The sequence below is a fragment of the Streptomyces sp. NRRL S-920 genome (genome assembly GCF_000717945.1).
GTDB classification, from domain to species: domain Bacteria; phylum Actinomycetota; class Actinomycetes; order Streptomycetales; family Streptomycetaceae; genus Streptomyces; species Streptomyces alboniger.
On the sequence record NZ_JODF01000006.1, the window covers coordinates 36,864 to 60,122 of the forward strand.

At 69.7% G+C, this 23,259-nt stretch carries 22 protein-coding genes; 10 read left to right on the forward strand and 12 right to left on the reverse strand.

The window, feature by feature from the left end; genetic code table 11:
* Positions 1-31 precede the first annotated feature (31 nt).
* From IG54_RS0106825 to IG54_RS0106860, 9 genes are all read right to left on the reverse strand, one after another.
* On the reverse strand, positions 32-421 hold the full coding sequence (locus IG54_RS0106825) for a rhodanese-like domain-containing protein (RefSeq protein ID WP_030778536.1): 390 nt from the start codon (positions 419-421) through the stop codon (positions 32-34).
* Positions 418-960 (reverse strand): cysteine dioxygenase, encoded by a 543-nt coding sequence (locus tag IG54_RS0106830; RefSeq protein WP_030778538.1) that lies wholly within the window; start codon positions 958-960, stop codon positions 418-420. The genes IG54_RS0106825 and IG54_RS0106830 overlap by 4 nt, the downstream gene beginning before the upstream one ends.
* An 80-nt stretch (positions 961-1,040) precedes the next feature.
* Complete coding sequence (locus IG54_RS43720) at positions 1,041-1,523, reverse strand: putative leader peptide (RefSeq protein WP_420712228.1); 483 nt, start codon at positions 1,521-1,523, stop codon at positions 1,041-1,043.
* Between the two features lie 15 nt (positions 1,524-1,538).
* On the reverse strand, positions 1,539-3,212 hold the full coding sequence (locus IG54_RS0106835; RefSeq protein ID WP_078593791.1) for an FAD-dependent monooxygenase: 1,674 nt from the start codon (positions 3,210-3,212) through the stop codon (positions 1,539-1,541).
* 706 nt (positions 3,213-3,918) lie between these two features.
* Entirely contained in the window at positions 3,919-4,407 is a 489-nt protein-coding gene (locus IG54_RS41920) for a hypothetical protein (RefSeq protein ID WP_158708835.1), read from the reverse strand.
* Positions 4,408-5,030: 623 nt separating this feature from the next.
* Positions 5,031-5,942, reverse strand: a complete 912-nt coding sequence (locus IG54_RS0106845; RefSeq protein ID WP_030778547.1) for an amino acid ABC transporter permease — start codon at positions 5,940-5,942, stop codon at positions 5,031-5,033.
* Positions 5,939-6,604, reverse strand: a complete 666-nt coding sequence (locus IG54_RS0106850) for an amino acid ABC transporter permease (RefSeq protein WP_030778549.1) — start codon at positions 6,602-6,604, stop codon at positions 5,939-5,941. Before IG54_RS0106850 ends, IG54_RS0106845 begins: the two co-directional genes overlap by 4 nt.
* Before the next feature lie 75 nt (positions 6,605-6,679).
* Entirely contained in the window at positions 6,680-7,519 is an 840-nt protein-coding gene (locus IG54_RS0106855; RefSeq protein ID WP_030778551.1) for a glutamate ABC transporter substrate-binding protein, read from the reverse strand.
* Positions 7,520-7,589: 70 nt separating this feature from the next.
* Positions 7,590-8,369, reverse strand: coding sequence for an amino acid ABC transporter ATP-binding protein (locus tag IG54_RS0106860; RefSeq protein ID WP_030778553.1), 780 nt, complete (start codon positions 8,367-8,369; stop codon positions 7,590-7,592).
* Positions 8,370-8,642: 273 nt separating this feature from the next.
* Between IG54_RS0106860 and IG54_RS0106865 the strand changes: the two genes are divergently transcribed.
* Positions 8,643-9,332, forward strand: coding sequence for a response regulator transcription factor (locus tag IG54_RS0106865; RefSeq protein WP_030778555.1), 690 nt, complete (start codon positions 8,643-8,645; stop codon positions 9,330-9,332).
* A gap of 15 nt (positions 9,333-9,347) precedes the next feature.
* Positions 9,348-10,820, forward strand: a complete 1,473-nt coding sequence (locus tag IG54_RS0106870) for a sensor histidine kinase (protein WP_051819317.1) — start codon at positions 9,348-9,350, stop codon at positions 10,818-10,820.
* Here the strand turns inward: IG54_RS0106870 and IG54_RS0106875 are convergent.
* The gene (locus tag IG54_RS0106875; protein WP_030778559.1) at positions 10,799-11,794 is read right to left on the reverse strand and encodes a TAXI family TRAP transporter solute-binding subunit; all 996 of its coding nucleotides are present in this window, start codon (positions 11,792-11,794) and stop codon (positions 10,799-10,801) included. The genes IG54_RS0106870 and IG54_RS0106875 overlap by 22 nt on opposite strands.
* Positions 11,795-11,933: 139 nt before the next feature.
* On the opposite strand from IG54_RS0106875, the gene miaB reads away from it, so the two are divergent.
* Together miaB and IG54_RS0106885 are read left to right on the forward strand one after the other, a co-directional pair.
* Positions 11,934-13,424, forward strand: a complete 1,491-nt coding sequence (miaB, locus tag IG54_RS0106880; RefSeq protein ID WP_030778562.1) for a tRNA (N6-isopentenyl adenosine(37)-C2)-methylthiotransferase MiaB — start codon at positions 11,934-11,936, stop codon at positions 13,422-13,424.
* A gap of 72 nt (positions 13,425-13,496) precedes the next feature.
* Complete coding sequence (locus IG54_RS0106885) at positions 13,497-14,216, forward strand: class III extradiol dioxygenase subunit B-like domain-containing protein (protein ID WP_030778564.1); 720 nt, start codon at positions 13,497-13,499, stop codon at positions 14,214-14,216.
* Positions 14,217-14,335: 119 nt separating this feature from the next.
* Here IG54_RS0106885 and IG54_RS0106890 read toward each other — a convergent pair whose 3' ends face one another.
* Positions 14,336-14,641 (reverse strand): antitoxin, encoded by a 306-nt coding sequence (locus tag IG54_RS0106890; RefSeq protein WP_030778568.1) that lies wholly within the window; start codon positions 14,639-14,641, stop codon positions 14,336-14,338.
* A 24-nt stretch (positions 14,642-14,665) separates the two neighbouring features.
* Entirely contained in the window at positions 14,666-14,959 is a 294-nt protein-coding gene (locus tag IG54_RS0106895; RefSeq protein WP_030778570.1) for a hypothetical protein, read from the reverse strand.
* A 182-nt stretch (positions 14,960-15,141) separates the two neighbouring features.
* Here IG54_RS0106895 and miaA point away from each other — a divergent pair, with 182 nt between their 5' ends.
* From miaA to hflX, 6 genes are all read left to right on the forward strand, one after another.
* Positions 15,142-16,080: a tRNA (adenosine(37)-N6)-dimethylallyltransferase MiaA gene (gene miaA, locus IG54_RS0106900; RefSeq protein WP_030778572.1), complete on the forward strand. Its 939-nt coding sequence runs from the start codon at positions 15,142-15,144 to the stop codon at positions 16,078-16,080.
* 107 nt (positions 16,081-16,187) lie between these two features.
* Entirely contained in the window at positions 16,188-16,646 is a 459-nt protein-coding gene (locus IG54_RS0106905; RefSeq protein WP_030778575.1) for a hypothetical protein, read from the forward strand.
* A 70-nt stretch (positions 16,647-16,716) separates the two neighbouring features.
* Positions 16,717-17,595 carry a diaminopimelate epimerase gene (gene dapF / locus IG54_RS0106910; protein ID WP_030778577.1) on the forward strand — a complete coding sequence of 293 codons (879 nt, stop codon included), beginning with the start codon at positions 16,717-16,719 and terminating at the stop codon, positions 17,593-17,595.
* A gap of 142 nt (positions 17,596-17,737) precedes the next feature.
* Entirely contained in the window at positions 17,738-19,885 is a 2,148-nt protein-coding gene (locus IG54_RS0106915) for a RelA/SpoT family protein (RefSeq protein ID WP_030778579.1), read from the forward strand.
* Between the two features lie 137 nt (positions 19,886-20,022).
* Positions 20,023-21,522 carry a M1 family metallopeptidase gene (locus IG54_RS0106920; RefSeq protein ID WP_030778581.1) on the forward strand — a complete coding sequence of 500 codons (1,500 nt, stop codon included), beginning with the start codon at positions 20,023-20,025 and terminating at the stop codon, positions 21,520-21,522.
* 194 nt (positions 21,523-21,716) lie between these two features.
* Positions 21,717-23,207: a GTPase HflX gene (gene hflX / locus IG54_RS0106925; RefSeq protein ID WP_030778585.1), complete on the forward strand. Its 1,491-nt coding sequence runs from the start codon at positions 21,717-21,719 to the stop codon at positions 23,205-23,207.
* Positions 23,208-23,259 lie beyond the last annotated feature (52 nt).

Sequence of the window (23,259 nt, forward strand, 5' to 3'; positions counted from 1 at the left end):
GAGTAGGCGAGTGAGGGGCTCCCCCCTTGTGTCACACCACGACCGGGAGCCCTGCCGCACGCCACGCCTGGAAACCGCCGACCAGGTCGGTCGCGTGGCGCAGCCCCAACTGCCGCAAGGAGGCGGCCGCGAGACTCGATGCGTATCCCTCGTTGCAGATCACGACGATACGCAGGTCATGGCCTGTGGCCTCCGGGGCGCGATGGCTGCCCAGGGGGTCGAGGCGCCACTCCAGTTCGTTGCGTTCCACGACGAGCGCTCCGGGGATCAGTCCGTCGCGCTCGCGCAGTGCCGCGTACCGGATGTCGACCAGGAGGCCGCCCGCCTCGCGGGCGTCGTACGCCTCCTGGGGAGTGACTCGGTCGAGGCCGAGCCGTACGCGCTCCAGCAGCTCGTCGATGCCTATCGACTGTTCGCTCACTGCCAGTCCTCCGGGCGCTCCACGGACTCCAGGCGGAGGACTTCGCCGGTGCGGCTGTAGCGGCGGATCCGGGGGAGCGGCGGGTAGTAGGCGTGTACGGAGATGGCGTGCTCGGCCGTCGACTCGTTCAGCACCTCGTGGACATGGTTACGCCCGAAGGCGCGGCCCTCGCCTCGCGTCAGCTCCCGCTCGCGGTCGACGTCCTCGGAGAGTTCCAGGGTCTTCCAGCCGTCGGTGGGCAGGCGCACGGCGAGCGAGTTCTCCCTGAGGGTGCCGGCCGCGGTGAGGAAGGCGCCGATCGACTCGGCGTGGTCGTGCCAGCCGGTGCCGCTGCCGGGCGGCCATCCGATCAGCCAGGCCTCGCTGCCGCCGGGCCCCGCCAGGCGCACCCAGGTGCGGTCCTCGGGGTCGAGCGGCAGGGAGGCGATGAGTTCGCGGTCGGCGGCGCTGCGGCGGACGAAGTCGAGGAGTTCGGCGGCGGTCGGGGCCGCCGAGGACGCGGTCGCGGGCGCGGTGGAGGGAGGGGCGGAAACAGACACAGGGACCGTCCTGGAGGTTCGCGGAAGGCGCGCGAGCAGGCCGGAAGACGGCGCTCAGCGCGTGGGGAAGGGATGCGAATTCAGTGGGACGGGTGACACACGCAGCCTGCGTAGCGGACGAGGTCCATGTGGACCCTCCGCCACAGGCGCACATCGGTGTCGGTCACGATCCGGAGTAGACCATGGAGGGGGAAGGCGGTCAACTCCGGCTCAGCATGCGGTCGTGCGGGGTTCACCGGTCGGTCGGACGGCCGCAGTGAGGGGTGTCGGACGGCGGTCGAGTCCGGTCGGACCGCGTGCCGAACCGCGGGCCGGGCCGCAGGTCGGCACGTATGCCGGGCCGCGTGCGGAGGGCTTGCCCGGCGACTCCAGGGAGGCTCGTCCCCTGGAGCCCGCCGAGCCACCCACCCGACCTGTGCCACCCCACCGGCCTGCCACCCCGCCAGCGTGCCGCTTCCTGTCACCCACCCGGCCTGCGCCGCCCCGCCACCCTCTCGCCCAGCCAGCACGCCGCCCCTGTCACCCAGCCGGACTGCTGCCCCGCCACCCCGGCACCCCGCCACCCCGACCCCGCCCCCTCACTTCGAAGGCCGCGCCGCCCGCACCCCCGCGGCACTCCCCACCCCGTCCGCCCGAACCGCATCCTCACCTTGCTCGGTGTCGTCGTCCCCGCGCCCGCTCCCCGGTGCCGCCGCGCCCCCCACCGCCGCCTCGGCCGCCGCGTACAGCTCGGCCGGGCGCACCCCGGAGAGGGCGGTGACCAGATGACCGTCGGGGCGGATGAGCAGGACGGAATGTGCGGGGGCCCCGGGGTAGCTCTCCGCGACGAGCAGCTCGGCGGGGTGCGGCAGGGCGGTGACCGCGGCGGCGAGGCGCGGCATGATCCCGGCCGTCACCCAGTGCCGCCGCTCCCACACCACGGTGCCCGGCGCGACCAGGACGACGAGGAGATGACCGAGCCCGAGCCGCTCGCGCAGCTGTACGAAGGACCCGTCGGGAGCAGTCACCCGTACGTCGGTGACCGGCGCGCCCACCTCCGTACCCACCGCCGTCTCGGACTCGGACGGCGCGGGCGCGAGAGGGGACCGCGCGTAGGACGAGGGCATGCCGAGCGGCCCGCGCCCCACGTGGCCGTCCGTGAGCAGCGCGTCGTGGCCGCGCGCGCTCCCGGGCACGTAGGAGCGCAGGCCCTTGCCGCCGCGCAGCACCGGAAGCGACTGGTCGGCGGCGCGCAGCCGCGCGGCCACGCCGGCCCGCCGCTCGACCTGATAGCTGTCGAGCAGGGATTCGCGGGCGCCGTGGTGCCAGGAGAGCGCCAGTTTCCACGCGAGGTTGTCGGCGTCCCGCAGGCCTTCGTCGAGCCCCTGGCTGCCGAGCGCGCCGAGCAGGTGCGCGGCGTCCCCGGCGAGGAAGGCGCGGCCGACCCGCCACCGGCGGGCGAGCCGGTGGTGGACGGTGTGCACGCCCGTGTCGAGCAGTTCGTACGGCGGTGTCGAGCCCCCGCACCAGCCCGCGAGGCTCTCCCGGATGCGCACGACGAGGGCGTCGGGCGTCACCAGGTCACCGTGCGGCGGAAGCAGCCAGTCGATCCGCCACACCCCGTCGGCGAGGGGGCGGCCGGTCACCTCGGCGCCCCCGTGGCGCCACGGAGGCATCCGGTGCAACAACGCCTGACCCGGCCAGGGAAGTTCCGTGCGCAGCGCTGCCACGGCGTGTCGCTCGACGGCCGTACGTCCCGGGAAGCGGACGTCGAGGAGCTTGCGCACGGTGGAGCGGGACCCGTCGCAGCCCACCAGGTAACTGCCCCGCCACCACGTGCCCTTCGGCCCGCGTGTGTGCGCGGTCAGCCCGCCGGCGTCCTGTTCCAGGGAGTCGAGTTTGTTCTCGACCGCGACCTTGACGAGCGGTTCGTCGGCGATGGCATCACGCAGAGCGCCCGTCAGGACGTGCTGCGGCAGGTGCAGCGGAGCGGGGGCCTCGTCGTCGAACTCCAGCTCCCGCATCAGCTGCTTGCGCCGCACGGAGCGCCAGCCGGCCCAGCGTGCACCCGACTCCGTGTCGCCGAACGAATGACCCGCGAGGCGTTCCACGAACGCCGCCGTGTCCTCACGGAGCACGACGGTCCGCGCGAGCCGCTGCTCGTCCTTGCCCGGCCCCTCGTCCAGGACGACGGTGGGCACCGACTGGCGGGCGAGAGCGAGAGCGAGGGCGAGCCCTACGGGGCCCGCGCCGACGACGATCACCGGGTCCACGGCGCACACCCTCCGGCCCGCCGGGCCCGGACTGCCCGGAAGCGCTGGACGTACGTACAGAAACTGGCAGTTGGAGCCCGGTGCACGATCACAGAACGTATGCAACCCACCGCAGGTGCCCGCGTCAAGTTTCTGGCCGACTGCCGCGGCGTATGCGCTTGGGGAGCCATTTTGAACGCAGTGAGGGTTGCCGTTCCTTTCGAACGGCAACCCTCACACGTTGCTCTGTGTATCTGTCATGACGCCGCTCTCACAGGACGGACGTACCAGCCACCCGAGGCAGTCGCGCGTTGCCGCCTGACCTTGTAGTTGGGGCGGGCAACAGTCGCAGGTGCCGGCCCGCTACAAGCCCGATGCACGCTCCCGGCTGGAGTTACCGGCCCCTGTTCCGGCGCGCGACCGGACGGGCGCGAGCTTCTCCTGGCAGCCTTACCGCGGCCTGATCCAGACCCGTCACCCGCGGCTCGGCGACCTCATCGTGCTGGGCTGGGGCCATTTCGACACCCCCTGCCAGCCGGGCTTTGGCCGATGCTGCCGATCTGATCTCCGCGCCCGCCGGGGACTACGTCAGCTCCAGTACCGCCCCGACGGAATCGCTCCGCTAGGCGTCAGTAGATATGTTCCCGGGGAAACGGATTGCCCGCGAATTCCTCGAAAAGCGGATCGGCCGCCAGCTGTGGCGGGCGGCCAATCATTGAGATTCGCGTTAAGAACGGGTCCCGTTGACCCAGCTCCCCCACTTGTTATTACACCCTTGCTGAGGGCCGCAAGCTCCCTTGCGCAGAACGGCGGAGATGCTGATCCACTTTCCCTCGGGGAAGTTGAAGTTGCAGACTGTCCAGCCGTTGTTGGAGCCGTTCTTGTCGTGGCACTCCCAGGGCCCGCCGCTGACCTCATCAGACCAGACCTGGGCGACCGCGCGAAGGCCGTCCTTTTCCTTGTCGTTGATGTAGACCTTATCGCCCTTGGGTAGGAAGCAGGCCACCGCCGGGGCGCCGTCTCCGTCGATCTTGTCCGAGCAAACGGCCCCTTCGGGGCGCCCATCGTTCGGATTTGCGGCGTGTGCGGGCGCGCTGAACGCAATGGTGGCCGCAGCGGCGATTCCCAGTGCTGCCGTCGCTCCTGTCAGTCCACGAAATGAGCCAAGGGATTTTGATATAGAGCTACCGCCCCGTTTGCGTGCGATACGATTCACGCCATTCCTCCCGTTCTCCTGAACGCCTTGAAGTGTCAGCGTCGGTCTAAGCCCCCAAGATTCAGGTGCATCCAGATGGTAAGCGCCAGATTCTCGTGGTTGCAATGGAATTGAGCTAAACTTGAGCTGGCCAGTTGGGGGCGTTATTTTTTCTGCATACTTGCCGCTTGCTCGTCTACGACTTTGAATGCGTAGTGTTGTCACGGTGGCCTGTATCGATGGGACATCCGTCGGGACACTGGGGTGGTGCTGGAGCTGGTGTAGTCCCCGGCGGACACGGAGATCAGATCGGGCAGAGCCGGCCAAAGCCCGGCTGGCAGTGGTGTTGAGATTGCCCCCACACCAGGCGCCACCAACCGGCCACCGCTGCCTCATCTCGTTCGACGGCGCGGCGGGACGCAACCTGGAGGCCCAGCACGCCGCCCAAGCGGCACGGCGACCACGGTGACAGGCCTTCCGGACCCATGAACTGCAAAGGGAGAAGCTATGCCGGGCCCGGAGGCAGGGGGCCTTTGCGGAGGCACGGGCGAAGTACCGGGGAATTGGCCGTGGGCGGTGCGATCGATTGCCACACCGCCCACGCTATGGAGAGAAGCTCCTGCACCACATTCGGTTGCAGGGCATCAAACCCCTTTAATGCCGTCCACACCGCCCCCGACCTCTCCGGTGGAGAGAGTTCCACTCACTGCCGCAGGAGGGAGCACCGCGCCCGTTGACTTCTTGCCGCGACGCAGTCGTCCCTCCAGCCATGAAGCGAATGTCGTCAGCGCGAAGTTGATGGCTACGAAGATGATGGCGACGACGGTAAAGCTCGCGATGGTGTTAGCGCCATAGGCGGCGCTCATCGGGCGGACCGAAGCCAACAATTCCGGGAAATTGAGCAGTGCGCCACCCAGTGCGGTGTCCTTCACGATGACGACAAGCTGGCTGACGATTGCGGGCAGCATTGCGGTGATCGACTGCGGGAGCAGCACGGACCGCATGATCTGTCCCTTGCGCAGCCCGATTGCCATTGCGGCCTCACCCTGCCCCTTGGGCAGGGACAGGATGCCCGCTCGCACGATTTCCGCGAGGACCGACGCGTTGTAGAGCACCAGGCCGGTGATGACGGCGTAGAGCGGACGGTCGTCCGAGCTGATGTCCGTGAATTCGGAGTACGCCGCGTCGGCGAAGAGCATGAGGATCAATACTGGGATGGCACGGAAGAGCTCTACGACAGTGCCGGCCGGAAGTCGAACCCAGCTGTGGTCGGAGAGCCGGGAGATGCCGAAGAAAGCACCCAGCGGAAGAGCGAGCAGCATAGCGAAGGCTGCGGCCGTGAGGGTGTTCTCAAGGCCGGGCCATATGTAGGTCTCCCAGGCTCGGGCGTCCGTGAAGAATGGCTTCCACTTCACCCACTCAAGCTGCTGCTTCTCGTCCAGTTTGCGATAGAGCCAGTAGACCCCGGCCGCCAGAGCAGCCAAGAACGCTATCGAGTACAGAATGTTCCGCTGCTTGGCGCGAGGCCCCGGGGCATCGTACAGAACGGAAGTCATCGCTTCACCGCCACCTTCTTGCTCACCCAGCCGAGTATCAGACCGGTGGGAAGGGTGAGGCACATGAATCCGAATGCGAAGATGGCTGCAATGAGAATCAGCTGGGCTTCGTTCTCGATCATTTCCTTCATCAGCAGAGCGGCCTCGGCGACGCCGATCGCTGCGGCGACCGTGGTGTTCTTGGTCAGCGCGATCAGGACGTTCGCCAGCGGTGCCACGACCGAACGGAATGCCTGAGGGAGGATGATCAGGACCAGTACCTGGGTGAAACCCAGGCCGAGCGCACGCGCCGCCTCTGCCTGGCCCACGGGCACGGTGTTGATGCCTGATCGCAAGGCCTCACAGACGAACGCGGAGGTATAGCCGATCAGACCGAACACAGCGAGCCGGAAGTTGATGGTCTCGAAGTCCTCTGCCCCGAAGTTGATGCTCAGCGTCTGGAAGAGGCCGAGGGACGTGAAGACAATAATGACGGTCAGCGGAATGTTTCGCACCACATTCACGTACGCGGTGCCGAAGCCACGCATCAGTGGTACCGGACTGACCCTCATGCCAGCCAGTAGTGTTCCCCATATGAGGGAGCCGACGGCGGAGAGTGCGGTGAGTTTCACCGTCACCCAAAAGGCCGCCAACAAGTCGTAATCTTCAAGAAAGTCGAACACGATCTCCCGCGCTTCCGCGTGTGGGGAGGGCTCGGCGCGCCGCTCCGGAGAGCGGCGTGCCCATCAAGCCCTGCTTCACTTGACGACGTTGCCGATCTTCGGGGCGGGCTCGTTCTTGTAGTTGGCCGGACCGAAGTTGGCCTTCACGGCCTTGTCCCAAGCGCCGTCGTCGACCATCTTGGTCAGAGCGGCGTTGATCTTCTTCTTGAGGTCGGCGTCACCCTTCTTGATGCCAATGCCGTAATTCTCATTGGTCATCTTGAAGCCGGCGAGCTTGAACTTGCCCTGGAACTCCTTCTGCGAGGCATAACCCGCAAGGATGGAGTCGTCGGTCGTCAGCGCGTCGATGACCTTGTTCTCGACACCGGTCAGGCACTCCGAGTAGCCGCCGTATGTCTGCAACTGAGCCTTCGGTGCCAGCTTCTTCTTGACATTCTGTGCCGACGTCGAGCCAGTCACGGAACAGAGCTTCTTGTTGTTCAGGTCCTTGGGCGACTTGATGGACTTGTCATCGGCGCGGACCAGGACGTCCTGGTGGGCGAGCAGGTAAGGGCCTGCGAAGTCGACCTTCTCCGCGCGCTCATCGTTGATCGAGTAAGAGGCCGCAATGAAGTCGACGTCACCACGCGAAAGCATGTTTTCGCGCTCGGCGCTCTTTGCTTCCTTCCATTCGATGTCGTCGGCCTTGTAGCCGAGTTCCTTGGCGACGTACGTCGCCACATCGACGTCGAAGCCCACGTACTTGCCGTCCGGGGTCTTCTGGCCGACACCCGGCTGGTCGAATTTGATACCGATGGTGATCTTCTTGCCGCCATCGGACCCCTTCTCGTCCTTGTCGTCCGAACCACAAGCAGTGGCGGTGACGGAGAGCGCGAGGACAACGGCAGCTGCCGCGGTTACCTGACGAGCCTTCATGGTGCACATCCTTTGAGTCAGACGGGGAGAAAAAAACGCTGAGAACTCGACGCGTCACGCGTCGGTCGCCTCAGTGGTGAAGGATCTTCGACAGGAAGTCCTTGGCCCGGTCGCTGCGCGGGTTGCTGAAGAACTGATCCGGCACGGCCTCTTCGACGATCCGGCCGTCCGCCATGAAGACGACGCGATTGGCCGCGGACCGGGCGAAGCCCATCTCATGGGTGACGACGACCATCGTCATCCCCTCACGGGCGAGCTGCTGCATCACCTCGAGGACCTCGTTGATCATCTCCGGGTCGAGCGCCGACGTGGGCTCGTCGAAGAGCATCACCTTGGGGTCCATCGCCAACGCGCGTGCGATGGCCACACGCTGCTGCTGGCCGCCGGAGAGCTGCGCGGGGTACTTGTCGGCCTGCGAGGCGACGCCCACGCGGTCGAGCAGGGCGCGCGCCTTCTCCTCGGCCTCCGCCTTGTTGATCTTGCGCACCTTGATCTGGCCCAGCGTCACGTTCTCGAGCACGGTCTTGTGCGCGAAAAGGTTGAAGGACTGGAAGACCATGCCCACGTCCGCGCGGAGGCGGGCGAGTTCCTTGCCCTCCTGGGGCAGCGGCTTGCCGTCGATCGAGATGTCTCCCGAGTCGATCGTCTCCAGGCGGTTGATGGCGCGGCACAGGGTCGACTTGCCCGACCCCGAGGGCCCGATCACTACGACGACCTCGCCGCGGGCGATGGTCAGGTCGATGTCCTGGAGCACGTGCAGAGCGCCGAAGTGCTTGTTGACGTTCTTCAGCACGACCAGGTCGTCCGCCCCGGGCGGTATGGCGTCCTTGGTCACCGATACTTCGGTCACGGCTTGTTGCTCCATCCTCCTCGGTTGCGAGGACAGTAATAACCCAGTGCGACCAGCGTCATTACATCTGAGCGGAAATTGAGCATAACGATCCGGCCGCAACCGGACACACCGTGTGAAGAGGGTCCACCATGTGCGTACCGGCTGGATAACGGAACGTGTCCGTGACCCGCTGCCTCTTGACGAGGTCCTTATCCATCGGCGTGGATGCCTTGGTGCGTACGCGCGACTACCGGCCACAGAGGAACGACGGATGAATCGGAGGGGGCCCGCATGAGACTGCTTCTTGTCGAGGACGATGATCATGTGGCCGCCGCCCTGTCCGCGGTCCTGGCCCGGCACGGCTTCGACGTCGTCCACGCCCGCAGTGGAGAAGAGGCGCTCCAGGCCCTACTGCCCGCGGAAACGGCCCCCTTCGGAGTGGTGCTCCTCGACCTCGGCCTGCCCGACCAGGACGGCTACGAGGTCTGCGGCAAGATCCGCAAGCGCGGCTCGACACCGGTGATCATGGTGACGGCCCGCTCGGACGTACGCTCGCGCATACACGGCCTCAACCTCGGAGCCGACGACTACGTAGTGAAGCCCTACGACACCGGGGAGCTGATCGCCCGCATCCACGCGGTCATCAGGCGCCCCGCCCCCGTCGGTGCGACGGCGTCGGGCGGCGGCGAACTGCGGCTCGGCTCCGTCCACATCGAACTGCCCACCCGGCAGGTCAGCGTGGGCGGTTCGGTTGTCCAACTGACCCGCAAGGAGTTCGACCTGCTCGCGCTCCTGGCCCAGCGCCCCGGAGTGGTGTTCCGCCGCGAACAGATCATCAGTGAGGTGTGGCGGACCAGTTGGGAAGGGACGGGGCGCACGCTGGAAGTGCACGTGGCCTCCCTGCGCTCCAAGCTGCACATGCCGGCCCTGATCGAGACAGTCCGAGGCGTCGGCTACCGCCTCGTCGCCCCGGCCACGTAGCGGGAGCGAGGACAGGTGCGCTCTCGCCTCCTCCCGCTGCTGATCATCCTGATGGCGGGCGTGCTGCTCGCGCTCGGGTTCCCGCTGGCCGTCAGTGTCGCCGCGGCGCAGCAGCAGAAGGTGGTCGTCGACCGGATCGACGACACCGCGCGCTTCGCCTCCCTCGCCCAGTTCGTCACCGAGCGCCCGACCGGCTCCCGGGTGCTGGGCGGCACGGACGAGCGGCGCGAGACGCTACAGAAGGAACTCGACGACTACTACGACGTCTACGGCATCAGGGCGGGCGTCTTCTACCGCGACAACGGCCCCATGGCGCACGCGCCGGCCAGCTGGTACCTCCCCGCCAAGGGGGACGTCCGCAGGGCGTTCCAGGAGGCATTGCGCTCCCGTGGCAGCCACGACCCCGAGCAGGTGTGGCCGTGGCAACGGGGCCGCCTCGCCGTCGCCTCCCCGGTGATCAAGGACGGTGACGTCATCGCCGTGGTCGTCACCGACTCACCGACGGGACGCATGCGTTCGAAGACGCTGAAGGGCTGGGTGCTCATCGCCGCCGGGGAATCGGCGGCCATGCTCCTGGCGGTCGGCGCGGCCCTGCGGCTCACCGGCTGGGTGCTGCGGCCGGTGCGGGTCCTGGACGCCACCACGCACGACATAGCGACGGGGCGCCTCACCTCACGCGTCGCCGCCGCGGGCGGACCGCCGGAACTCAGACGGCTTGCCCGGTCGTTCAACGAAATGGCCGACCACGTGGAGGAGGTGCTCGAACAGCAGCGTGCCTTCGTGGCCGACGCCTCGCACCAACTGCGCAACCCCCTCTCCGCCCTGCTCCTGCGCATCGAACTCCTCGCCCTCGAACTACCCGAGGGCAACGAGGAGATCGCCTCGGTCCGCACCGAGGGCAAACGCCTGGCCCAGGTCCTCGACGACCTGCTCGACCTGGCCCTCGCCGAGCACGCCGCGGCCGACCTCAGCCTGACCGACATCGGCGAGCTGGCGGCCGAGCGGGTCGCCTCCTGGCGGCCGCTCGCCGAGGAGCGGGGTGTGCGCCTGACCGGCGAGTGCCCGGCGACGACCGGCTGGGCCGACCCGGTCGCCCTCTCCAGCGCCCTGGACGCGGTGATCGACAACGCCCTGAAGTTCACCCCCGAAGGAGGGCCGGTGCACGTGGCGGTCTCCTCCAGCAACGGCACGACGACGGTGGTGGTGAGCGACGGCGGCCCCGGCCTTACCGACGACGAACTCGCCCGCGTCGGCGACCGCTTCTGGCGCAGCAACCGCCATCAGAACGTGAAGGGCTCCGGCCTCGGCCTGTCCATCTCACGGGCCCTGCTCACGGCGGGCGGCGGATCCATCGCGTACGCGCGGAACGAACCGCACGGCCTGCGGGTGACCGTCAGCGTCCCCCGCAGCGAGCCGTCCGCGGCGGCGACCTCCCAAGGGCGCGCCCCACAGTCCCACGGCACCGCTCAGGGCTTCACCGAGCGGTAGTAGCGGCGCGCGCCCTCATGCAGCGGAAGGGGGTCGGTGAACAGGGCGGTACGCAGATCCACCAGCTGGGCCGCGTGCACCTGGTCGCCGATGTGGTCGCGGCTGTCGATGACCGTGCGGGTCAGCCCGGCGGTGAGGTCGGCGTCCGCCTGGTCCGTGGTGACCAGGAGGTTCGCCACGGCCAGGGTGGGCACGGCGGAGCCCTGCTGGGCGTCGGGATAGGCGTCGGCCGGCATCGTCGCGGCCCGGTAGTAGCGCGAGGCGCCGCCCTGCTTGTGCAGCCGGTCGACGAGGTAGCCGAGCTTGACGAGACGGATGTCCATCTTCTTCGAGAGTTCGCGCACGGAGGTGGTAGGCAGTCCGCCCGACCAGAAGAAGGCGTCGACGGAACCGTCCTTCAAAAGGCGCGGCATGGTGTCGATGCCCGCGGACACCGGCTCGATGTCCGCGACCGGATCGAGGCCCGCGGCGTCCAGCACCCTGTCCGCTATCAGTCGCACGCCCGAGCGGTCCTGCCCCACCGCGACGCGCTTGCCCCGCAGGTCCTCCACGGACTGGATGTCGGACCCCCGGTCCACCACGAGCTGGACGTAGTCGTCGTAGAGGCGCGCACAGCCCCGCAGGCGGTCCGCCCCCGGGGCCCCGTCGAGGCGGTAGTTCTCCACGGCGTCGGCGGCCGCGATGGTGAAGTCGACCTTCCCCGTGGCGACCCGCTCGATGTTCTGCTGCGACCCCTCGCTGTTGCGCAGGTCCACCTCCACCTTCGGCATGTCCTTGGAGATCGCCGTGCGCAGGAGCTTGCCGTACCGCTCGTAGACGCCGTTCCGCACACCCGTGCTGAACGCCATCCGGCCGCTCGGCGCGCTCTCGCCCAGGGGCAGCAGCCACCACATCAGCAGCCCGAACACCACGAGCGCCGCGGCCGAGCCCTGGAGAACGCGGCGCCTGCTGAGGTGGGTGAATGCCTGGAGCATGCGCGCGATCCTGCCAGCCCGCTCACGTGGATGACCAGGGGCGAGGTCACACCGAGCCGCCCCGGGCGGCGTCCCCCGGGCGCTCCGGTCGGAATCGGCGGCCACGCGCGCGTGGCGACCCCGTACCCTGGGGGGCGAGATGAGCGCGAAGACTTACGAGGTGCGCACCTACGGGTGCCAGATGAACGTCCATGACTCCGAGCGGCTTTCCGGGCTGCTGGAGGACGCCGGCTACGAACGTGCGCCCGAAGGAGCCGACGGCGACGCCGACGTCGTCGTCTTCAACACGTGTGCCGTGCGCGAGAACGCCGACAACCGTCTGTACGGCAATCTCGGCCGCCTGGCGCCGATGAAGACCAAGCGTCCAGGGATGCAGATCGCCGTCGGCGGCTGCCTCGCCCAGAAGGACCGCGACACCATCGTCAAGAGGGCGCCCTGGGTCGACGTCGTCTTCGGCACGCACAACATCGGCAAGCTGCCGGTCCTCCTGGAGCGCGCCCGCGTCCAGGAAGAGGCGCAGGTCGAGATCGCGGAGTCCCTGGAGGCGTTCCCCTCCACGCTGCCCACGCGCCGCGAGAGCGCGTACGCGGCATGGGTCTCCATCTCGGTCGGCTGCAACAACACCTGCACCTTCTGCATCGTCCCCGCCCTGCGCGGCAAGGAGAAGGACCGCAGGACCGGCGACATCCTCGCGGAGATCGAGGCGCTCGTCGGCGAGGGCGTCTCCGAGATCACCCTCCTCGGGCAGAACGTGAACGCGTACGGCTCGGACATCGGTGACCGTGAGGCGTTCAGCAAGCTCCTGCGGGCCTGCGGGAAGATCGAGGGCCTTGAGCGCGTGCGCTTCACCTCCCCGCACCCGCGCGACTTCACCGACGACGTGATCGCCGCCATGGCCGAGACGCCGAACGTGATGCCGCAGCTCCACATGCCGCTCCAGTCCGGCTCCGACCCGGTCCTCAAGGCGATGCGCCGCTCCTACCGGCAGGATCGTTTCCTGGGGATCATCGAGAAGGTCCGCGCCGCCATGCCGGACGCGGCGATCTCCACCGACATCATCGTGGGCTTCCCCGGCGAGACCGAGGAGGACTTCGAGCAGACGATGCACGTGGTCCGCGAGGCCCGCTTCGCCAGCGCCTTCACCTTCCAGTACTCCAAGCGCCCCGGCACCCCGGCCGCGACCATGGAGGGGCAGATCCCCAAGGAGGTCGTCCAGTCGCGCTACGAGCGTCTGGTGGCCCTCCAGGAGGAGATCTCCTGGGAGGAGAACAAGAAGCAGGTCGGCCGCACCCTGGAGCTGATGGTCTCCGAGGGCGAGGGCCGCAAGGACGGCGCCACGCACCGCCTGTCCGGCCGCGCCCCCGACAGCCGCCTCGTGCACTTCACCAAGCCGGACACCGCGGTGCGCCCCGGCGACGTCGTGACCGTCGAGATCACCTACGCCGCCCCTCACCACCTGCTCGCCGAGGGGCCCGTGCTCAACGTACGCCCCACGCGCGCGGGCGACGCCTGGGAGAAGCGCAACACGGAGGCGGCCGCCAAGACCGCGGGCGTCATGCTGGGCCTGCCGAAGATCGGCGCTCCCGAGCCGCTGCCCCTGGCGACGGGGAGCGGCTGCGGCTGCGACTGACCTGATGTGAGGGGGACCGGGCCGGACAGAGCGCCGGGCCGGTCGCCCAGCGGGCGCGTTACTCTGCGGATCATGCTTGTCGCCGCAGCCGTCTGCCCCTGCCCGCCTCTGCTCGTCCCCGACGTCGCCGCCGGGGCGGCACCCGAACTGGAGGCCGCGCGCGCGGCGTGCACGGACGCCATCGGGGTCCTCGCCGCCGCCAGGCCCGACCGGCTCGTCGTGGTGGGCCCCGCCGAGCTGAGCGGGCGCGGACCGCACCCGCAGGGCGCTCGTGGATCCTTCCGGGGCTTCGGGGTGGACCTCGACGTACGGCTCGGACCCGCCCAGGGAGACGGCGAACCGGCCGAACGCGAGCTTCCGCCGTCGCTCGCCGTGGCCGCGTGGCTGCTCGGGCGTACGCGGTGGTCAGCCGCCCCGCTGGAAGGCCTCGGCGTGGGGGAGCCACTCGCCGCCGAGCGGTGCGTCCAGGTCGGAGGGGAGATCGGCGCCCGCGCGGACCGGGTGGCACTGCTGGTGATGGGCGACGCCAGCGCGTGCCGCACGCTGAAGGCACCGGGATACCTCGATGAGCGGGCGGCCGGCTTCGACGCGGAGGTCGGCCGTGCCCTCGGTGCGGCCGACGTGGCGGCGCTGAAGGCCCTGGACGCGGAGCTGGCGCACGAACTGAAGGCAGCGGGCCGGGCGCCGTGGCAGGTGCTGGCGGGGGCGGCGGACGGCGCGGCGCTGACCGGCGAGTTGCTCTACGAGGCCGCGCCGTACGGCGTCGGCTACTTCGTGGCCACCTGGTCCTAGCGGCGCGGCCAAGGGCGCGAACATGCGACGACGGCCGCGGAGCAGGGCGCTTCACGGCCGTCGTCGCATGTCGTCCACGTCGTGCAGGTCGTGCCTCTCGTGCGTCTCGTGCAGGTCGTTCAGGGAGCCGGAGGGGGTGACGGCGGCGGCGTAGGTGGGGTGGCACTGCCACCCCTGCCCTTGCCGCCCGCGCCCGTGCCCCTGCCCTCGCCCTGGTCGTGCTGCGCGAGGCGGTCGAGGGCGTCCTTGGCCTTGCCCGTTCCCGCCCGGATCACGCCGCTGTACTTGCCCTTGGTCCGTTTGTCGACCATCGTCGCGGCCTTGTCCAGGCCGTGGTCGATCTTGTCCCCGTGCTGCTGCGCGAGGTCCGAGACCTTGTCCTTGGCAGGGGCGAGCCTGGCTTTCAGTTGGTCCAAAAAGCCCATGGGGTCACCTTCCCTCGCGGGGAGCTACTTGCGGGCGCCCTCACCGGCACCGCTGTCGGCCGCTTCCTCGGCCGACTGCTGCTTCGGAATGTCCACGCTCTCCGCGGTGGCCGCCTCGGGGGCCTCCGCCGGCTTGTCCGCGGCAGCACTCTCGGTGTCCGCGGCGGCCTCGGCAGCGGGCGGCTCCGCGTCCGTGGAGGCCTCGGGAGACCCCTCGGCCTTCTCGGGGTCGACCGTCGGCGCGGCGGCGGCCGCCTCGGTCGTCGACGCCTCTTCGCTGTCCTTGGACTTCCGGCGGAACATGGCAAAAACGCCCATATCTACTCCATACGTTACTCGTGTGGGCGAAATCCCGCCCCGCCCGGTGCGTCCCATTGCGTCGCCCGGGGCATCGGTCCTCGAAACCGGCGGCCGGAACCTCGCAACAGGCAACGACCTGGGAGCCGTACCGTCACGTAGCTCGTTCGGGAAGTACGCCCGGGATTTGCGAGACTGGGGCGGTGAGTAGAGCAGCTCCCGCCCCGCGGGTTATCGCCGTCGTCGGTCCGACCGCCGCAGGAAAGTCCGATCTGGGCGTTTTCCTCGCCCAGCGCCTTGGCGGCGAAGTCGTCAACGCCGACTCCATGCAGCTCTACCGAGGGATGGATATCGGCACCGCCAAGCTGACGCCGGAGGAGCGCGGCGGGGTCCCGCACCATCTGCTCGACATCTGGGACGTCACGGAGGCGGCCAGCGTCGCCGAGTACCAGAAACTGGCCCGCAAGGAGATCGACCGCCTCCTCGCCGAGGGGCGCTGGCCGATCCTCGTCGGCGGCTCCGGGCTGTACGTCAGAGGCGCCGTGGACCACCTCGAATTCCCCGGCACCGACCCCGCCGTACGGGCCCGCCTGGAGGAGGAGCTGGAACTGCGCGGCTCCGGAGCGCTGCACGCCCGCCTCGCCGCCGCCGACCCCGGGGCCGCCCAGGCGATCCTGCCCAGCAACGGCCGCAGGATCGTGCGCGCCCTTGAGGTCATCGAGATCACCGGCAAGCCCTTCACCGCCAACCTCCCCGGCCACGAGTCCGTGTACGACACGGTGCAGATCGGCGTCGACGTGGCCCGCCCCGAACTCGACGAACGCATCGCCACGCGCGTGGACCGCATGTGGGAGGCGGGCCTGGTCGACGAGGTACGCGCGCTGGAGGCGCGTGGGCTGCGTGAAGGGCGTACGGCGTCGCGCGCGCTCGGCTACCAGCAGGTGCTCGCGGCGCTCGCGGGGGAGTGCACCGAGGAACAGGCGCGTGCCGAGACCGTACGCGCCACCAAACGCTTCGCGCGCCGCCAGGATTCGTGGTTCCGGCGCGATCCGCGGGTGCACTGGCTCAGTGGGGCCGTGGCCGATCGCGGGGAACTCCCGGCACGCGCAATGGCGTTGGTCGAACGACCGGTCACAGCCTGATCACGTGATGGCATCGGGACGCTCCGGCGGTCATCGGGGCACCTGACGCCGTGCCATCATCGACCATCGATCGACAGGTGGAGTCCGAAGTGGGAGGGCGCGTGGCGATGGAGGCCGGCCCTCGTGACACCGCGCATGACGGCGGAGAGCAGCTGAGTCCGGACGGTCCCGACGAGACGTTGGGCGGCGTGACGGACGACGGCCCCGGCGCGGACGACATGTCCGCGGACGAGGTCGAGGTCGAGCTGCGTCCGCAGCGACGGCTGCGCATCTGGCAGCTCGCGCCCATCGTGATCCTCGCCGCGGTCGGCTCCCTGATGTTCGCCTTCCCGCTGGCCTTCGAGTTCGGCGACGGAGGCGCGGTGGTCGCCATGCTCGGACTGCTGCTCAGCTGCTGCGCCGCGGGCTGGGGAATGATGGCCGCCCGCCGGGTGGGGCACACCTGGCCGGGGCTGCCCGAGCGCGGCTCGGGACGCCGTCCGGACTGGCGGGTCGTCTGCGCGTACGCCCTGCTGTTCCTCGGCGCGGCGGTCCTCGCGGTGTGGCGGGTCGCCCGGCTCCGCTGAGGCGCCCCGCCGGAACTCCCCGCGGCCACCGTCCGGACCGAGTGTCGTACCCACCCCGTACGATCGAGGAATGAGCACGCGGATCGCCTTCCTCAAGGGGCACGGGACCGAGAACGACTTCGTGATCATCCCGGACCCCGACAACGCCATCGAGCTGCCCCCGGCCGCCGTGGCCGCCCTGTGCGACCGCCGCGCGGGCATCGGCGGCGACGGCGTCCTGCACGTCGTGCGCTCCGCCGCCCACCCCGACGCCCGCCACCTCGCGGACCGGGCGGAATGGTTCATGGACTACCGCAACGGCGACGGGTCGATCGCCGAGATGTGCGGCAACGGCGTGCGCGTCTTCGCCCGGTACCTCCAGCACGCGGGGCACGTCGCCGAGGGCGACCTGGCGGTGGCCACCCGTGGCGGCGTGAAGACCGTGCACATCGCGAAGGCGGAGGCCGGCGGCGAGATCACCGTGGGGATGGGCAAGGCGCTGCTCCCCGAGGGGGACGTCACCGTGTCGGTCGCGGACCACCAGTGGCCCGCGCTCAACGTGAACATGGGCAATCCCCACGCGGTCGCCTTCGTGGACGACCTCTCCGAAGCGGGCACGCTCTACGAGCCTCCGCTCTTCCGCCCCGCCTCCGCCTACCCGCACGGGGTGAACGTCGAATTCGTCGTCGACCGCGGCCCGCGCCACGTGGCGATGCGCGTGCACGAGCGCGGCGCGGGCGAGACCCGCTCGTGCGGCACGGGCACGTGCGCCGTCGCGGTCGCCGCGGCCCGCAGGGACGGCGTGGACCCGGCCGTCACCGGCACGCCGGTGACGTACACGGTCGACGTGCTCGGAGGACGCCTGGTGATCACCGAGCGGCCCGACGGCGAAATCGAGATGACCGGCCCAGCCGTGATCGTCGCCGAAGGTGAGTTCGTGTCCGAATGGCTCGAAACGGCAATCCCATGAACTGTCGCTCGAATGGGTGATCCGTTTCACGCTCGGCGAGAGGCGGTCAGTGCCGCGTGATGGGCTCGGTAGCATCAAGCACCGGCCCGGACGGAGTACGCCACCGTCCGCACACCGCCGGTCGAAGCAGCCGGAGGTGCCCATGAGTGCGGAGGCCACGAACCCAGCCACGCCCGGCCCCGTGACGCCCGGGGTCCAGCGAAGGCGCGGCCGCGCCCGTCTCGACCTGCGCAGACTGGGCAGGGCGGCGCTCCTGGGCCCCGCCGCCCGGGACCGGCTTCCCGACGCGATCGGCCATGTGGTGGAGGCCCACCGGGCCCATTACCCGGACGCGGACCTGGAGCCCCTGCGCCGTGCGTACGTCCTCGCGGAGTCTTCGCACCGCGGCCAGACCCGCAAGAGCGGCGAACCGTACATCACGCACCCCCTGGCCGTGACCCTGATCCTCGCCCAGCTCGGCGCGGAGATCACCACCCTGACCGCCTCCTTGCTCCACGACACGGTCGAGGACACGGACGTGACGCTCGACCAGGTGCGGGCCGAGTTCGGCGAGGACGTCTGCTATCTGGTCGACGGCGTCACGAAGCTGGAGAAGGTCGACTACGGGGCGGCGGCCGAGCCGGAGACCTTCCGCAAGATGCTCGTCGCCACCGGCAACGACGTACGCGTCATGTCGATCAAGCTCGCCGACCGGCTGCACAACATGCGCACCCTCGGCGTCATGCGCCCCGAGAAACAGGCCCGCATCGCCAAGGTGACCCGGGACGTGCTCATCCCGCTCGCCGAGCGCCTCGGTGTCCAGGCGCTCAAGACCGAGCTGGAGGACCTCGTCTTCGCGATCCTCCACCCGCAGGAGTACGCCGAGGTCCAAGCCCTCATCACGGCCAACGCCGAGAGCGAGGGCGACCCGCTCGGGGACATCGCGGGCGAAGTGCGCGGTGTACTGCGCGAGGCGGGCATCGCGGCCGAAGTCCTCATCAGGCCGCGGCACTTCGTCTCCGTCCACCGGGTCCACCGCAAACGCGGCGAGCTGCGCGCCTCGGACTACGGCCGCCTCCTGGTGCTCGTCAACGAGGACGCGGACTGCTACGGAGTCCTCGGCGAACTGCACACCTGCTTCACCCCGGTCGTCTCGGAGTTCAAGGACTTCATCGCCGTACCGAAGTTCAACCTGTACCAATCGCTGCACACCGCGGTGGCCCGCCCCGACGGGGAGGTCGCCGAAGTCCTCATCCGCACGCACCAGATGCACCAGGTCGCCGAGGCGGGCGTCGTCGCGCTGCGCAATCCCTACGCTCCTCCCTCCGAGGACGCCTCCGACAGCGCCGACGACGAGCGCGTGGACCCGACCAGGCCCGGCTGGCTCTCCCGGCTCCTCGACTGGCAGCAGGCCGCCCCCGACCCGGACACGTTCTGGTCGACGCTGCGCGAAGACCTCGCCCAGGACCGTGAGATCGCCGTCTTCCGCCCCGACGGCGGCACCCTCGGCCTGCCCGCGGGCGCCAGCTGCGTGGACGCCGCCTACGCCCAGTACGGGGAGGACGCGCACGCCTGCATCGGCGCCCGGGTCAACGGCCGCCTCGCCACGCTCAGCACGGTCCTGAGGGACGGCGACACGGTGCAGCTCCTCATGGGCCAGGACGCCGCCTCCGGGCCCTCCAGCGAGTGGCTGGACCACGCCCGCACGCCCGGCGCGCGGATCGCCATCCGGCGCTGGCTCACCACGCATCCGGCGCCCGCGCCCGCCCCGGCGCCGTCCGCCCAGCGGCCGCCCCAGCAGGCGCCGACGGCCACGCCCCGCCCGGAGGGCCCGGACACCGGCGCGCGTTCCGCAGCCGCGAGCGCCGTGGTGGACCGCGAGGGCGCGAGCGTGCGCCTCGCGGGGTGCTGTACGCCGGTGCCGCCCGACGCCATCACCGCCTTCGCCGTGCGCGGTGGCGCCGTCACCGTCCACCGGGCCGGCTGCCCCGCGGTGGGGCGGATGAAGGACGTAGGGCGCGCGGAGGTCGGCGTGCGCTGGGGGGACACCGCCGAATGCCGGGTGACCCTGACCGCCGAATCGTTCGGCCGTGCGCATCTGCTCGCCGACCTCACCGAGGCGATCGCCCTCGAAGGCGTCGCCATCATCTCCGCGACCGTGGAACCACCCACCCAGCAGCGCGTACGCCATACGTACACGCTGCAACTCCCGGACGCGGCGCACCTTCCGGGCCTGATGCGGGCGATGCGGGCCGTACCGGGCGTGTACGACGTGAGCCGGGCCCAGCATCCGGCGGCCGCGGCCCCCTGAGGCGGGCCGGTCTCCGAGCGGGACCTCGACCCCCATGAAGCGGTTCGGCTCATCGGACGGACCTCTCCGCGACTCGTTCGAGTGGCCCGACGCGCGCCCACGTACCGGGGAAGGCGCGCGCTGGTAGCCGTAAGTTCATGCTGCTCACCCCCCGGACCACGGCCGCGCGGCCGAAGGCCCTGCGCACCCCCCGCCTCGCCGCGGCGCTGATCGCGGCGACCACGTCCGCCGCCCTCGTCGCGGCGAGCGCACCGTCGCCGGCCGCCCCGCTCGGCATCGGCGACCGGCTCTTCCCCCACCTGGGCAACCCCGGGTACGACGTGGCGTCGTACGACATCGACTTCACCTATCACGGTGACAACCGCAAGCCTCTGGACGCCGTCACCACGATCGACGCCGTGGTCACGGCTCCCCTGGAGCGCGTGAATCTCGACTTCGCGCACGGCAAGGTCCGGTCCGTCGAGGTCAATGACGAGGCCACCCGTTTCGAGAGCACCGGTGAGGACCTGGTCCTGACGCCGTCCGCGCCGGTCGGCCCCGGCGAGCGGCTGCGGATCACCGTCCGGCACACCAGTGACCCCGTGTCCGCCAAGGACGCGCAGGGCGGCTGGGTGCGTACCGGTGACGGGCTCGTCATGGCCAATCAGGCGGACGCCGCCCACCTGGTCTTCCCGTGCAACGACCACCCTTCGGACAAGGCGGCGTTCACGTTCCGTGTGACGGCCCCCAAGGGGCTCACCGCCGTCGCCAACGGCCTGCCGATCGACCGGACCCGTCACATCGGCGGGGCCACGACCTGGACGTACCGCACCCACCACCCCATGGCGACCGAGCTGGCACAGGTGGCGATCGGCCGCTCCACCGTGCTGCACCGCGAGGGACCGAACGGCCTTCCCGTACGCGATGTGGTGCCGACCAAGGACCGCAAGGTCCTGGAGCGCTGGCTGAGAAAGACACCCGGCCAGATCGAATGGATGGAGCAGAAGGTCGGCCGCTACCCCTTCGAGACCTACGGCGTCCTGGTGGCCCAGGCGCGGACCGGCTTCGAACTGGAGACACAGACGCTCTCCCTCTTCGAGAGAGACCTCTTCACCCGCCCCGAGTACCCGGAGTGGTACGTGGACTCGATCATGGTGCACGAGTTGGCGCACCAGTGGTTCGGCGACAGCGTCAGCCCGCGCTCCTGGTCGGACCTGTGGCTCAACGAAGGGCATGCCACCTGGTACGAGGCGCTCTTCGCCGAGGAGAAGGCCAAGCGGCCCCTGAAGGACCGGATGCGGGAGGCCTACCGCCGGTCGGACACCTGGCGCGCCGCGGGCGGCCCGCCCGCCAGTCCCAAGGGGCCCGCCCCCGGGAAGAAGATCAGCATTTTCCGCCCTGTCGTCTACGACGGGAGCGCCCTGGTGCTCTACGCCCTGCGTCAGGAGATCGGGCACCGCGCCTTCGACCGCCTTGAGCGGCAGTGGGTCGCCCTCTACCGCGACGGCAACGCCACGACCGCCGACTTCGTGCGGCTCGCCTCGCAGAACGCCGCCCGTGACCTGGGCGGATTCTTCGACGCCTGGCTGTACGGGACGAAGACGCCGCCGATGCCGGGCCACCCGGACTGGCGTACGGCGGCTCCGGAAGGGAAATAACACCCCTGGTCGCGGAAAACACGGATGACGAGACGGGCCGTGTCGTGCAAATATCGTCAGGTCGACGGCGCGGCCGGTCCCGACCCGGGAATCTCCGGGCCGCCCCGGGCGTTGTCGACTGTGACGGATCACTCCGTCCGCGGCGGATCAGGCATCCGTCCGCATTTCCATCGACGTATCGACGTAAGGACCCAATGACCTCCTCTTCTTCCCCTTCCCAGGACGCACAGAGCTTCGCGCAGAACTACCCCGAAGGTCTTCGGGCCGATGCCCTGATGGAAGAGGACGTCGCCTGGAGCCACGAGATCGACGGAGACCGGGACGGCGATCAGCTCGACCGCTCCGAGCGCGCGGCTCTGCGCCGCGTCGCCGGACTCTCCACCGAACTCGAGGACGTCACCGAGGTCGAGTACCGACAGCTCCGTCTGGAGCGTGTGGTGCTCGTCGGCGTGTGGACCTCCGGGACGGTTGACGATGCGGAGAACTCCCTCGCCGAGCTGGCCGCCCTCGCGGAGACCGCGGGCGCGCTCGTGCTCGACGGCGTCATCCAGCGCCGCGACAAGCCGGACCCGGCGACGTACATCGGCTCCGGAAAGGCTCTCGAGCTGCGCGACATCGTGCTCGAGACGGGAGCCGACACCGTCGTCTGCGACGGTGAGCTGAGCCCCGGCCAGCTGATCCACCTCGAAGACGTCGTCAAGGTGAAGGTGGTCGACAGGACCGCCCTGATCCTCGACATCTTCGCCCAGCACGCCAAGTCCCGAGAGGGCAAGGCGCAGGTCGCCCTCGCGCAGATGCAGTACATGCTGCCGAGGCTCCGCGGCTGGGGTCAGTCGCTCTCCCGTCAGATGGGTGGCGGCGGCGGTGGCGGCATGGCCACCCGTGGCCCCGGTGAGACGAAGATCGAGACGGACCGGCGACGGATCCGCGAGAAGATGGCGAAGATGCGCCGTGAGATCGCGGAGATGAAGACGGGCCGCGACATCAAGCGGCAGGAGCGCCGGCGCAACAAGGTGCCTTCGGTCGCGATCGCCGGTTACACGAACGCGGGCAAGTCCTCCCTGCTCAACCGCCTCACGGGCGCGGGCGTCCTGGTGGAGAACGCCCTGTTCGCCACCCTCGACCCGACCGTGCGCCGGGCCGAGACGCCGAGCGGCCGGGTCTACACCCTGGCCGACACGGTCGGGTTCGTACGGCATCTGCCGCACCACCTCGTCGAGGCGTTCCGCTCCACGATGGAGGAGGTCGGTGACTCCGACCTGATCCTGCACGTGGTGGACGGTTCGCACCCGGTGCCGGAGGAGCAGCTGGCCGCCGTGCGTGAGGTGATCCGCGATGTGGGCGCCACCGACGTGCCCGAGGTGGTGGTGATCAACAAGGCGGATGCCGCGGACCCGCTGGTCCTCCAGCGTCTGCTGCGCAACGAGAAGCACGCGATCGCGGTCTCCGCGCGCACCGGCGCCGGTATCGAGGAGCTGCTCAGGCTCATCGACACCGAACTGCCGCGGCCCGAGGTCGAGATCGAGGCCCTCGTTCCGTATACGCACGGCCAGCTCATCTCGCGCGCGCACGCCGAGGGCGAGGTGCTCTCCGAGGAGCACACCGCCGACGGCACCCTGCTCAAGGCGCGGGTGCACGAGGAGCTTGCCGCGGAACTCGGTCCGTACGTGCCGGCCACCCGCTGACCGTCACACGGCTGACCATCACACGGCGAAGGCCCGCCCCCCTCTCGCAGGG